General features: G+C 41.7%; 15 protein-coding genes and 2 tRNA genes. 13 read left to right on the top strand and 4 right to left on the bottom strand.

The features are described from left to right. Positions 1-36: 36 nt before the first annotated feature. The 7 genes from AMR95_RS06385 (at position 37) to tsaD (ending at position 4,080) form a co-directional block, all read left to right on the top strand. A tRNA-Met gene (locus AMR95_RS06385) sits at positions 37-113 on the top strand. Between the two features lie 4 nt (positions 114-117). After that, positions 118-194: transfer RNA gene (locus AMR95_RS06380), tRNA-Asp, on the top strand. A 273-nt stretch (positions 195-467) separates the two neighbouring features. Beyond that, on the top strand, positions 468-1,445 hold the full coding sequence (gene thiL / locus AMR95_RS06375) for a thiamine-phosphate kinase (protein WP_058837876.1): 978 nt from the start codon (positions 468-470) through the stop codon (positions 1,443-1,445). A gap of 13 nt (positions 1,446-1,458) precedes the next feature. After that, entirely contained in the window at positions 1,459-1,935 is a 477-nt protein-coding gene (gene tsaE, locus AMR95_RS06370) for a tRNA (adenosine(37)-N6)-threonylcarbamoyltransferase complex ATPase subunit type 1 TsaE (protein ID WP_039176845.1), read from the top strand. Next, positions 1,916-2,605, top strand: coding sequence for a tRNA (adenosine(37)-N6)-threonylcarbamoyltransferase complex dimerization subunit type 1 TsaB (gene tsaB / locus AMR95_RS06365; RefSeq protein WP_058837875.1), 690 nt, complete (start codon positions 1,916-1,918; stop codon positions 2,603-2,605). The genes tsaE and tsaB overlap by 20 nt, the downstream gene beginning before the upstream one ends. Positions 2,606-2,630: 25 nt before the next feature. Further along, positions 2,631-3,059, top strand: coding sequence for a ribosomal protein S18-alanine N-acetyltransferase (rimI, locus tag AMR95_RS06360; RefSeq protein WP_047202836.1), 429 nt, complete (start codon positions 2,631-2,633; stop codon positions 3,057-3,059). Next, positions 3,052-4,080: a tRNA (adenosine(37)-N6)-threonylcarbamoyltransferase complex transferase subunit TsaD gene (gene tsaD, locus AMR95_RS06355; RefSeq protein ID WP_039176852.1), complete on the top strand. Its 1,029-nt coding sequence runs from the start codon at positions 3,052-3,054 to the stop codon at positions 4,078-4,080. The genes rimI and tsaD overlap by 8 nt, the downstream gene beginning before the upstream one ends. A 269-nt stretch (positions 4,081-4,349) precedes the next feature. Here tsaD and AMR95_RS06350 read toward each other — a convergent pair whose 3' ends face one another. Next, a complete protein-coding gene (locus tag AMR95_RS06350) occupies positions 4,350-6,272 on the bottom strand; it encodes an ABC-F family ATP-binding cassette domain-containing protein (RefSeq protein ID WP_058837874.1) in 1,923 nt (640 codons plus the stop codon). 138 nt (positions 6,273-6,410) lie between these two features. Between AMR95_RS06350 and moaC the strand changes: the two genes are divergently transcribed. The 4 genes from moaC to tatC are packed head-to-tail and all read left to right on the top strand — an operon-like array spanning position 6,411 to position 8,543. Continuing rightward, complete coding sequence (gene moaC / locus AMR95_RS06345) at positions 6,411-6,902, top strand: cyclic pyranopterin monophosphate synthase MoaC (RefSeq protein WP_047202833.1); 492 nt, start codon at positions 6,411-6,413, stop codon at positions 6,900-6,902. Between the two features lie 15 nt (positions 6,903-6,917). Beyond that, positions 6,918-7,571: a redox-sensing transcriptional repressor Rex gene (locus AMR95_RS06340; protein ID WP_008355687.1), complete on the top strand. Its 654-nt coding sequence runs from the start codon at positions 6,918-6,920 to the stop codon at positions 7,569-7,571. Between the two features lie 27 nt (positions 7,572-7,598). Next, positions 7,599-7,778 carry a twin-arginine translocase TatA/TatE family subunit gene (locus AMR95_RS06335; RefSeq protein ID WP_008355689.1) on the top strand — a complete coding sequence of 60 codons (180 nt, stop codon included), beginning with the start codon at positions 7,599-7,601 and terminating at the stop codon, positions 7,776-7,778. A gap of 6 nt (positions 7,779-7,784) precedes the next feature. Next, complete coding sequence (gene tatC, locus AMR95_RS06330; RefSeq protein ID WP_098676753.1) at positions 7,785-8,543, top strand: twin-arginine translocase subunit TatC; 759 nt, start codon at positions 7,785-7,787, stop codon at positions 8,541-8,543. Between the two features lie 39 nt (positions 8,544-8,582). On the opposite strand, the gene AMR95_RS06325 is transcribed toward tatC, so the two are convergent. Genes AMR95_RS06325 through AMR95_RS06315 form a run of 3 tightly spaced genes read right to left on the bottom strand, consistent with a single transcriptional unit; the run spans position 8,583 to position 10,191 of the window. Next, entirely contained in the window at positions 8,583-9,209 is a 627-nt protein-coding gene (locus AMR95_RS06325; protein WP_058837873.1) for an NUDIX hydrolase, read from the bottom strand. Between the two features lie 56 nt (positions 9,210-9,265). Then, positions 9,266-9,460, bottom strand: a complete 195-nt coding sequence (locus AMR95_RS06320; protein WP_003213897.1) for a YdiK family protein — start codon at positions 9,458-9,460, stop codon at positions 9,266-9,268. Further along, on the bottom strand, positions 9,457-10,191 hold the full coding sequence (locus tag AMR95_RS06315) for a CPBP family intramembrane glutamic endopeptidase (RefSeq protein ID WP_058837872.1): 735 nt from the start codon (positions 10,189-10,191) through the stop codon (positions 9,457-9,459). Before AMR95_RS06315 ends, AMR95_RS06320 begins: the two co-directional genes overlap by 4 nt. 229 nt (positions 10,192-10,420) lie before the next feature. On the opposite strand from AMR95_RS06315, the gene groES reads away from it, so the two are divergent. Further along, a complete protein-coding gene (gene groES, locus AMR95_RS06310) occupies positions 10,421-10,705 on the top strand; it encodes a co-chaperone GroES (protein WP_024426730.1) in 285 nt (94 codons plus the stop codon). A gap of 56 nt (positions 10,706-10,761) precedes the next feature. Then, on the top strand, positions 10,762-12,396 hold the full coding sequence (groL, locus tag AMR95_RS06305) for a chaperonin GroEL (RefSeq protein ID WP_024424467.1): 1,635 nt from the start codon (positions 10,762-10,764) through the stop codon (positions 12,394-12,396). Positions 12,397-12,619 lie beyond the last annotated feature (223 nt).

Below are 12,619 nucleotides of genomic sequence, written 5' to 3'. Positions count from 1 at the left end.
AGTAGGACGCCGCCAAGCTTGTAATATTTATATCATCGCGGGGTGGAGCAGTTCGGTAGCTCGTCGGGCTCATAACCCGAAGGTCGCAGGTTCAAATCCTGCCCCCGCAACCAAAATGGTCCGGTAGTTCAGTTGGTTAGAATGCCTGCCTGTCACGCAGGAGGTCGCGGGTTCGAGTCCCGTCCGGACCGCCATTTTTATGACTTGTAAACGAAAACGTATAGTTTCGTTTTTTTTTATGTCTTTTTCTTTCTATAAGTACCCACGATGCAATGAAATGATTTGTGTTTGGCTACACTATATGAAAGAATAGATAGATTACTTCAACCCAGCCTGGTTTTTACACACCAGGCTTTCTTTATACCATTTTTAGTTGGAACTGAGACTTATATTCGCTACACTAATACTAACTGTGTTTGACATCATGTCTACTTAACCAATTGATTGCAAGAAGGGGCTGTCTTTTTATGGATGAATTTGATCTTATTCGCCGAATCACACCAAAAGATACATATCAGCGCTCTTTGATCATGGGCATCGGTGATGATGCAAGTGTTTATCAACCTCATTCACATTGTGAAGAGGTCGTTTGTGTTGATACAATGGTGGAACATGTTCATTTTCGTTTTGACTTTTCCACACCTTTTGAAGTTGGCTTTAAGGCACTGGCAGTCAATGTCAGTGATATCGCTGCAATGGGAGGCACCCCAAAGTATTATCTTGTTTCAATTGCAATCCCGCCTCATGGTGATGAAACAATCGTCACGGCTCTTTATGAGGGAATGAAAGCGTTGGCTGACACCTATCATATGGATTTGATTGGTGGAGATACAGTAGCCACCCGCAGTGACTTTGTCATTACCGTGACGGTCATTGGTGAGGTGTCAAAGGGAGCAGCTTGTTATCGCCACAGTGCTCAAACTGGAGACGTCGTCTTTGTCACAGGTGAACTCGGTTCGTCGGCTGCTGGGTTATCAATCTTAATGAACGAAGCAGTCCCTTCTAAGGCGGTCGACGCTGATTTCTTTCTTAAGCGTCATAAAATGCCTCAGCCTCATATTTCTGCTGGTCACATTTGTTCAAGTTTCCCGCGGGTCACCTTGAATGATGTGAGTGATGGATTAGCGAGTGAGTTGAGTGAGATAGCTGAAGCGAGCGGTGTGAGGATCGAGATAGAAGCTGATAAGCTTCCAATTCATCCAGATTTACAGGTGCTGCGCAAAGACTGGCTTGAATGGGTGTTATTTGGTGGAGAAGACTTTGTTTTAACTGGTACGATACCAGAATCTGATTGGGAAAGCTTTGAATCTCAATGTCAAAAAGAAGGCATTCAGATCACACGTATTGGACAAGTCAAGGATGATCAAGCAGCTAGTGTTATGTTAAAAGACAATGATCAACAAACAATGTTAATGAAAAAAGGATATAATCATTTTAAAAAATGAGGTGACATCAACGGTGAAAATAACATGGACAACAAAAGGTGCGGATGAGACGAAACGAATTGCCGCTGCTTTGGCCAAACTTGTGATGCCAGGCGATGTATTGACATTAGAAGGAGATTTAGGCGCAGGCAAAACCACTTTTTCAAAAGGTTTTGCGGAAGGCTTAGGAATTACCCGTATCGTCAACAGCCCCACCTTTACAATTATTAAAGAATATACTGATGGCAGACTGCCACTTTACCATATGGACGTGTACCGCATGGAAGATGCGGAAGAAGACATCGGACTCGAAGAATATTTTGAGGGTGAAGGTGTATGCTTGGTTGAATGGGCACATCTGATTGAACCTCAATTGCCTTCTTCCTATTTAAAAATTGAAATGCTGAGAACAGAACGTGAAGAAGAACGGCATCTCACGTTTGATGCAAAAGGGGAGCGTTATGAGTCCCTTTGTAAGGAGATGAAAGAATTTGACCATACTGGCCATTGATACATCAAACCATACACTAGGAATTGCTCTTGTAAGAGATCTCACTGTGATTGGCGAGAGCATTACGTATTTAAAAAAGAACCATTCCGTCCGAGCGATGCCCACTGTTGAAGCATTGATGAAAGAATGTGGTGTAGCACCAAGCGAACTAAGTAAAATCGTTGTGGCAAAAGGACCTGGATCTTACACTGGCGTCAGAATTGGTGTTACCATAGCAAAAACACTTGCGTGGACGCTGTCTATCCCGATATCGGCTGTTTCGAGTTTAGAAGCGCTTGCGGCAAATGGCCAATATTTTGATGGGTATATCTCACCTCTATTTGATGCGAGAAGAGGACAAGTTTATACTGGGCTATATACGTTTGAAAAAGGTAAGATCAAAGAGGTCGAACCAGATCAAAATATCCTGCTCACGGATTGGCTTCATGAGCTGAAGCAGACAGAAAAGCCTGTTCTATTTCTTGGACAAGATGTGCACCTTCATGAAGAGAGCATTCGCTCCATTTTAGGAGAAACGGCTGTACTGGCAGAGGGGACATTTCATAACCCAAGACCTTCAGTGCTTGCATTTTTAGGCGCAGATCGTCCTGCTGAAGATGTTCATCAGCTTGTCCCTAACTATATTCGTTTGGCAGAAGCGGAAGTGAAATGGCTTGAAGGACAAAAATAACCTTAACATAGCAGAAATACGACAAATGACAGTGGCGGACATTCCAGAGGTGTATACGATTGAAGTGCATTCGTTTACAGCGCCTTGGAAAAAGGAATCGTTTGTCTATGAGATTCTTCATAACCAATACAGCCATTATTTCCTCATTGAAGAAGATCAGCAGCCTGTTGGATATTGCGGGGTCTGGATTGTCATGGACGATGCACAAATTACGAACATTGCGATTCTCCCTGAGCATAGAGGAAAAGGCTACGGGGAAGCATTGCTTCGATATGTCATGGAATTTTGCAAAGAAAAAAAGACAGATCATCTTTCTTTAGAGGTGCGGGTTTCGAATACACCAGCACAATCCCTCTATGAAAAGCTCGGTTTCAGACCAGCTTCTATTCGAAAGAATTATTATACGGATAATGGAGAAGATGCGTTAGTCATGTGGGTGAATATAAATGAGTGAACAAACAGATCGATTCATATTAGGAATAGAAACAAGCTGTGATGAAACAGCTGCGTCCATTGTGAAAAATGGAAAGGAAATCGTGGCGAATGTAGTGGCCTCGCAAATAGACAGTCATAAACGATTTGGCGGTGTTGTACCTGAAATTGCTTCGAGGCATCACGTGGAGCAGGTCACCATCGTATTAGAAGAAGTGATGACACAGGCGGGTATGAGCTTTAAGGATTTGGATGCGATTGCTGTTACGGAAGGACCCGGTCTCGTCGGTGCCCTGCTGATTGGCGTCAATGCAGCAAAGGCACTGAGCTTTGCCCATCAAATTCCTCTTGTTGGTGTTCATCATATTGCAGGGCATATTTATGCCAACCAGCTGGTTGATGAATTGGAGTTTCCATGTTTAGCTCTTGTTGTCTCTGGCGGACATACTGAGCTTGTTTTAATGAAGGAGCACGGATCTTTTGAGGTCATCGGAGAAACATTGGATGATGCAGCTGGAGAAGCCTACGATAAAGTGGCTCGGACGATGGGTCTCCCGTACCCAGGCGGACCTCATATTGATCGGTTAGCACATGAAGGAGAGCCGACAATTAAGCTTCCTCGTGCATGGCTTGAAGAAGGGTCTTATCACTTTAGCTTCAGTGGTTTAAAATCAGCTGTGATCAACACCTTACACAATGCGTCACAAAAGGGAGAAACGATTGCCCCAGAGAATTTAGCCGCAAGTTTTCAAGCAAGTGTCATTGAGGTGCTTGTTGGGAAAACATTGAAAGCAGCAGCAGCCTATGGTGTGAAGCAGGTTGTTCTAGCTGGAGGAGTCGCCGCCAATAAAGGACTAAGAGAAGCTTTAACATCAGCATTTACGAAACTGCCAGACGTGAAGGTCATTATTCCGCCATTATCACTATGCACAGACAATGCAGCCATGATCGCTGCCGCTGGAACCATTGCGTTTGAAAAAGGAATCAGAGGCGATATGGCGATGAATGGCCAGCCAGGATTGCCGCTAGTCTCATATAAATAAAACTCCTGTGGATTACAGGGGTTTTTATTTTTCTATGAAAGCGATTTATTCACATGTAAACGCTATATATCCACAATTGTTAGAAAATTTTGTTTTAAAGTGAAGAGGATGTGTATAATCACGAACTTTTTTGTGGATATGTGATTAAAAACTTGTGGATAAAGTGGATAAGTCCAAAGTATTTAAGAATAATCAAGAAGTTGTTGTGGGTATCGTTGTGGATAATGAGTTTTCATTGAAAGAAAAAAGAGTACCCTCTAGGGTACTCTTTAAGAATCTGACAGCTCTTCCCACTCCGCAAAAAGTGATTCTAACTCTTGATTGAGCGTATCATTTTCTGTTTGAATGGCTTGAACCTTCTCGTGATCTTGAAAAATATCAGGATCACATAACAGCTCTTCATTTTCACCGAGCTTGTCTTCAATGACAGCAATCCGTTTTTCAATTTCTTCAATCCTGCGCTGCTTTTGTCTTTCTTTCTTTTTCAGTTCTTTTTCTTCCGCATAAGAAAGCTTTGTTGTTTCTACTGGTTGGGCAGCTTGTTTTTTAACAGGTTCATTTTCTTGAAGTGCATTCAGCTCTAGTTGTTCATTTTTCTTTTCAAGGTAGTAGTCATAATCACCGAGATATTCTTTAGTTTCTGTAGGCGACAGCTCAAATACTTTCGTTGCCAGACGATTGATGAAATAACGATCATGCGAAACAAATAAGATAGTTCCTGGATAATCGATCAATGCATTCTCTAAAATTTCCTTACTATCTAAGTCCAGATGGTTTGTAGGTTCATCGAGAATAAGAAAATTGGCTTTTTGGAGCATCAGCTTTGCCAGCGCAAGGCGTGCTTTTTCCCCACCGCTTAATGCATGGACAGGCTTTAAAACGTCATCCCCTGAAAAGAGGAAGTTTCCTAAACATGTCCGAATTTCTTTTTCATTCATATGAGGATAATCATCCCAAAGCTCATTTAGCACTTTTTTCGAGGATGTCAGTTTGGCTTGCTCTTGGTCATAGTAGCCGATCGTGACATGAGATCCAAAAGTGATGTCGCCTTTTACTGGTGTTAATGTGTTCGTTAACGTTTTTAAAAGGGTTGATTTCCCGATCCCGTTAGGACCAATGAGTGCCACACTATCCTCGCGTTTAATCTGAAAAGAAAGAGAGGATAGGAGCGGTGTTTTTTCATCATAACTAATATCGAGATCATGTACCTTCAGTACATCATTGCCGCTTTGTCTCGTAATATCAAAATGAAAGTTTGCAGATTTTTCATCACCTAAAGGCTTATCTAAACGATCCATCCGTTCGAGCTGTTTGCGTCTGCTTTGAGCGCGCTTTGTGGTGGAGGCTCTTGCCAGGTTGCGGTCCACGAAATCCTGGAGCTTTGAGATCTCTTCTTGCTGCTTTTCGTATAGTTTCATATCCCGCTCGAGCTGCTCTGCTTTCAGATCAAGATACTTACTATAGTTTCCTGCAAACTTTTTCATCGAAGTTCTTGAGACTTCATAGACGTGGTTTACGACTTTGTCTAAGAAATAGCGGTCATGGGACACGATGAGAATGGCACCTGTATAATTTTGCAAATACTGCTCAAGCCATGATAAGGTATCAATATCTAAATGGTTGGTCGGCTCATCCAGAATTAAGAGTTCTGGTTTCATTAACAAGAGCTTTCCAAGCGCTAGACGGGTTTTCTGGCCGCCGCTTAAAGATTGGACGGTTGTCTCATCTTCAAAATGACTAAAGCCGAGTCCATGAAGAATGGAGCGGACATCTGCTTCATATTGATAGCCGCCTTGATCTTTAAATTCCTGCTGAAGCCTGTCATAGGTTTTCATCAGGGCTTCCAGCTCAGAACCTGTGGAAGAAGCCATTTTCTCCTCTATGGTTCTCATCTCTTGTTCCATCTCTTTTAAATGATCAAAAACCGATAATAATTCGTCCTTTAGCGTACGTGTAGACGTCACATCGGTATGCTGAGCTAAATAGCCGATCGATAGGTCTTTTGGTTTGATGATCTCACCTTGCTCGTAAGACATTTGACCGGCAATGATTTTCAAAAGCGTGGATTTGCCTGCGCCGTTACGACCTACAATGGCAATTCGATCCCTTGCTTTGACTTCCAATTTTATATTCGTTAAAACGGTATCAGCGCCAAACGATTTGGACAGCTGATTCACTTGTAGAATCATCATGTAACTTCACCTCTGCTATAATATGTTAAGTGTAGCTTATCAGCAGTAAACCGGCAAATGTTACATACAATCGCCATATTCAAATGAAAGACAGATAGGAAAAAATAGTGTATCATTTGAGTGAGGGAGCGTTGAAAGATGAGTCAATTTAGCCACTTTAACGAACAGGGAAGAGCAAAGATGGTCGACATTAGTGACAAATCGTCTACAGTGAGAACCGCCGTTGCTGTTTCAAGTGTTCGTATGATAAAAGAAGTGTTTCATAAAATACAACAGCGTGAAATTGGAAAAGGGGATGTGCTGTCTGTTGCACAGGTTGCTGGCATCATGGCAGCAAAGCAAACATCTACCATCATTCCAATGTGTCATCCGCTTGCACTTAAAGGCGTGGATATTTCCTTTAATTGGGAGGAAGACGGAAATGCGCACATCCTGAACATACAAGTACAGGTGAAAACAAAAGGAAGTACGGGTGTGGAGATGGAAGCGCTCACTTCTGCTTCAGTATGTGCACTGACCGTTTACGATATGTGCAAAGCGATTGATAAAGGCATGATCATCGGTCCAACCTATCTAATTGAAAAGACAGGCGGGAAAAACGGTGATTTTCACAGAGCATCTGATATTTAAGTTGGAGGACCTTATATGAATATAGATCAGTCAAAAATTCCACAAGCGACAGCCAAACGTTTGCCGCTTTACTACCGTTTTTTAAAAAATTTGCATGCATCAGGAAAACAAAGGGTGTCATCAGCTGAGCTTAGTGATGCAGTCAAAGTGGATTCTGCTACCATTCGCCGAGATTTTTCGTACTTTGGTGCACTTGGGAAGAAAGGGTATGGCTATAATGTCGATTATCTCTTGACCTTCTTCAGAAAGACCCTTGACCAAGATGAAATGACCAATGTCATGCTCATCGGTGTCGGGAATTTAGGGACTGCTTTTTTACACTATAATTTCATAAAAAATAATAATACAAAAATTTCAATGGCTTTTGACGTCAATGAGAGTAAAATAGGAAGTGAGATAGGCGGCGTGCCTGTCTATGATTTGGATAAGCTTGAAGAGCATGTTCAAGAGGTAGGAGATATCCCTGTTGCAATTTTGACAGTACCTGCCGTAGCAGCTCAATCCATTACAGATCGTTTGATTGCCCTTGGCATCAAAGGAATCCTTAACTTTACGCCGGCTCGATTGAATGTGCCGGAACACATTCGAATTCATCATATAGATTTGGCGGTTGAACTTCAGTCTCTTGTGTATTTCTTAAAGCATTACTCTGTTACGCAGGAGGACTGACGAAAAGGGGTAAAGGGGGTGGAGCAAATGGGTCCGATCGGTCCTGGGAGTTTGATTCTGATTGCGATTGTAGCGCTCATTATTTTTGGGCCGAAAAAGCTTCCTGAATTAGGAAGAGCAGCAGGAGATACATTACGTGAATTCAAAAATGCCACAAAAGGCTTAGCTGATGATCAGGAAGAAAAAAAGAAAAAAGAAGATCAGTAGAATAGGATGAGCTTCATGAATGTCAAAGATATGCCGCTTATGGAGCATATTGTGGAACTGCGAAAACGCCTAGTGATCATTGCGATGTTTTTTGTCGCCTTTATGGTGGCTGGTTTTTTTCTCGCTAAGCCGGTCATTGTGTATTTACAAAATACCGATGAAGCGGCAACACTGACGCTGAATGCATTTAAACTTACAGATCCACTGTACGTGTTTATGCAGTTCGCATTTGTCATTGCTTTGGTTTTGACGTGTCCCGTTATTTTATATCAGCTGTGGGCGTTTGTGAGTCCTGGCTTATATGAGAAAGAAAGAAAGGTGACACTTGCTTACATTCCGATTGCACTGCTTTTATTTTTGAGCGGTGTGGCTTTCTCTTACTTTATTTTATTTCCGTTTGTCGTCGATTTTATGATGCGAATGTCGAATGATTTAAATGTAGAGCAAGTCATTGGGATTCATGAGTATTTTACATTTCTAATGCAGCTAACACTTCCATTTGGCTTTTTGTTTCAGATGCCCGTCGTGTTGATGTTTCTCACAAGACTCGGCATCATCACACCGATGTTTTTATCAAAAATACGGAAGTATGCCTATTTTGTCCTCCTTGTCATTGCCGCACTCATTACACCGCCAGAGCTTGTTTCTCACCTCATGGTCACCTTGCCAATGCTCGTTTTATACGAAGTGAGCATTATCATTTCAAGAGTGACCTACCGCAAAATGCAGCAAACAGAGGAGAAAGAAAAACATTATGTTTCATAAAAAAGCATCATGATCCAATAAGGGATCACGATGCTTTTTCTATTGTGTAAGAAATTGATTGATCGTGTGAAAGAGGTGCTCATAATAGGCAGGCTCATGCGGGACAAAATTATGAATACCCACTTCGATGCTTTCCTCACGTCGTTCTCCGTTTGCATCAACTATAAAGCCCTCGATACGAATTCTTTCACATGATCCTGTTAAAAGCTGCTGTGCATCAACCAGTTTTGCTCTGTACAGACCAGCGACTTCTTCTTTCTGTAGATGAACTTCCATGTGCTTTTCTTCATTCATATAAAGATACACATGGCAGAACTCACGGTCGATGAAAGAAGGCAGGTGAATTTCATCTTTTATGATTCCTGTATAAGTAAGGTCCTCAAAAAGGATAGAAAGACCAAGTTCTTCTTCTACCTCTCTTAAGCCATCAGAAGGCTGTTCATCTGCGAGAAGGTGACCTGCTGCGGTGATATCAAACAGTGAAGGAAAATCCTTTTTTGCAGGACTCCTTAGCTGAAAATAGAGATACACGGTGCCAAGCTCCTTTTTAAGAAGCCAGAAATGAAATGTTTCATGCCAAAGACCTTGGGCGTGGACATCTGAACGAGCGGCAGCTCCAATGGTTTCATGCTGATCATTGAAGAAACGAAGTTTTTCATGTTCCATGAAGTTACATCCTCCATAAAAAAACCATTTTCCAAACGCGGAAAATGGTTTTTGATTTATTTTTGCTGCTGTTTTTTGAGTTTGACAGAGAAGGCAAACATTTTAAGCGCGATATTGATATTATAGGCCGCAAACACCATCAGCAAAATGCTGTAAAATGACCACATGTCACCTGGATTTTGAATGGCCATATAGGTGAAAGCCACACCTACGGCAAAATAAATGATGCCCCATACGACTGGGTTTCTCATGAGAAAAAGCCTCCAATAATCATTTGCATGGTTTGAGATTGTTCTTCAATCATTTTTTTCACTGGCTCAATCTGCACAAGAACGACAAGTGAGTTCATCAGCATATGAGCGCCGATTGGGACAATGATTCGTTTTGTTTTCGCATATAAAAAGGCAAAGGTAAAGCCCATTGCGGTATAGAGCAAGATATGGGGAAAATCATAATGTACAGCAGCGAAAACCACTGAACTGGCAAGTGCTCCAATGAAGAAATTCGTTTTTTCATAAATCACACCAAAGATGATTTTACGGAAAATGATTTCCTCTAATATCGGTCCAATCAGGGCGATGACGATCACAAGCCAAGGAACGGCATCCATAATGGATAAAATGTTTTGGGTATTTTCAGATTCTCGTCCAATGCCAAATGCATATTGTTCAATCGCCCCCGCAATTGATTGTGCAAAGAGAGAAAGAAAGAAACCGCCAATGATCCATGCGATAGCAGAACCGATTGAAGCTGGCGCTTCATTTCGCAGTGAAGCTTTTGGGACGGTTCGAAGGATGAGCAGAATAATGATCAATCCGATACAGAAACTGATGATTGTCCACGTTCCTGATAATTTTGAAAGCTCTGTTTGAGTCATCGGTGATTGAATGAATCCCAGCCATTTCATTATGAGAAAATAAGGAAACGCAGATACCTGTACCAATATATACGTTAAGATGATGTACCAATATTGTTTTTTCAAGTAACGAAAACCCCTTTACTAAAAGAACTAAATTTATTGTAACACAAGTCTTCTTTTACGATGAAAAGGAAAGAATCTGAGATTCAAAAAGATCGTGAAAGCGTAAAAATTTTTAAAGGTTTTCACTTGAAATTGCAGAAGACATTCTTTATTATAATAAATGTGTTAGCACTCACTGGTGATGAGTGCTAAAAAAGACTACATATAAAAATTGAGGAGGTTGTTTCTTATGTTAAAGCCATTAGGCGATCGCGTAATCATTGAACTCGTTGAATCTGAGGAAAAAACCGCTAGCGGTATTGTGTTACCGGATTCTGCAAAAGAAAAACCGCAAGAAGGTAAAATTGTTGCAGCAGGTTCAGGGCGTGTACTTGAAAGTGGTGAGCGCGTTGCGTTAGAAGTAAGCACAGGCGACCGCATTATCTTCTCAAAATATGCAGGCACTGAAGTGAAATATGAAGGAAAAGAATATTTAATCCTTCGTGAGAGCGACATTTTAGCTGTTATTGGTTAATCACATAAAAAAGCATTGAGATATATTTTTAAAAAGACTGAGGAGGTTTCGTTATTATGGCAAAAGATATTAAGTTCAGTGAAGAAGCACGTCGTGCGATGTTACGTGGTGTAGATGCACTTGCAGATGCTGTGAAAGTAACTTTAGGACCAAAAGGACGTAACGTGGTTCTTGAGAAAAAATTCGGTTCTCCACTTATCACAAATGATGGTGTAACGATTGCAAAAGAAATCGAATTAGAAGATGCATTTGAAAACATGGGTGCAAAACTTGTTGCTGAAGTTGCAAGCAAAACAAACGACGTAGCTGGTGACGGTACAACGACTGCAACAGTTCTAGCTCAAGCGATGATCCGTGAAGGTCTTAAAAACGTAACAGCTGGTGCAAACCCTGTTGGCGTTCGTAAAGGGATCGAAGAAGCAGTAAAAGTAGCACTTGAAGGCTTGCACGAGATTTCTAAACCAATCGAAGGTAAAGAATCAATTGCTCAAGTTGCGGCTATTTCTGCAGCAGACGAAGAAGTCGGCAGCCTAATCGCTGAAGCGATGGAGCGCGTTGGCAACGACGGAGTTATCACAATTGAAGAATCTAAAGGTTTCACAACTGAGCTAGAAGTGGTTGAAGGTATGCAGTTTGACCGCGGATATGCTTCTCCATACATGGTGACAGATTCTGATAAGATGGAAGCAGTTCTTGAAAATCCTTACATCTTAATCACAGATAAAAAGATCACAAACATTCAAGAAATCCTTCCTGTACTTGAGCAAGTTGTACAACAAGGAAAACCATTATTGCTTATTGCTGAAGATGTAGAAGGCGAAGCACTTGCAACTCTTGTTGTGAACAAACTTCGTGGTACATTCAACGCAGTAGCAGTAAAAGCACCTGGATTCGGTGATCGTCGTAAAGCAATGCTTGAAGACATCTCTGTTCTAACTGGCGGAGAATTAATCACAGAAGATCTAGGACTTGACCTGAAATCAACTGAAATCGGTCAGCTTGGTCGCGCGTCTAAAGTCGTTGTGACAAAAGAAAACACAACAATCGTTGAAGGTTCAGGAGATTCTGCTCAAATTGCAGCACGTGTGAACCAAATCCGTGCACAAGTAGAAGAAACAACTTCTGAATTCGATAAAGAAAAATTACAAGAACGTCTTGCAAAACTAGCTGGCGGCGTCGCTGTCATCAAAGTTGGTGCTGCAACTGAAACAGAACTAAAAGAGCGTAAACTACGCATCGAGGATGCACTGAACTCAACTCGTGCAGCAGTTGAAGAAGGTATCGTATCCGGTGGTGGTACAGCACTTGTAAATGTATACAACAAAGTCGCTTCAATTGAAGCTGATGGTGACGTTCAAACAGGTGTAAACATCGTTCTACGTTCTCTTGAAGAGCCAATTCGTCAAATTGCTCACAACGCTGGTCTTGAAGGATCCGTTATCGTTGAGCGCTTGAAAAACGAAGAAATTGGCGTAGGCTTCAACGCAGCAACAAACGAATGGGTAAACATGATCGAAAAAGGAATCGTTGACCCAACAAAAGTCACTCGCTCTGCACTTCAAAACGCAGCTTCTGTAGCAGCAATGCTTCTAACAACTGAAGCAGTCGTAGCTGACAAACCAGAAGAAGGCGGCTCAGGCGGCGGAATGCCGGATATGGGCGGCATGGGTGGAATGGGCGGAATGATGTAACACCCCTCAAAAACCCCTTGAAATATAGGGGTTTTTGTTATGTCTTCATGATTTTGGCCACGATTTGGTCACATGCAATAAAAAGTACCAGGGATGATGAATTGAAACCTTTACTGCTTTTCAATCGTTAAAATAAGTGACAGTGTTTTCATGGGTCTTTACCCGATATGAAGAGAATGGGTAATTTAAAGAGAAAAGCGGTGATCGTATGGGCTTGACGACG

The sequence above is a fragment of the Bacillus sp. G1(2015b) genome, assembly GCF_001482475.1.
Classification (GTDB): Bacteria; Bacillota; Bacilli; order Bacillales; family Bacillaceae; genus Bacillus; species Bacillus safensis.
The sequence above is the reverse complement of the archived record's forward strand: the minus strand, read 5'-3'. Positions and strand labels throughout refer to the sequence as shown.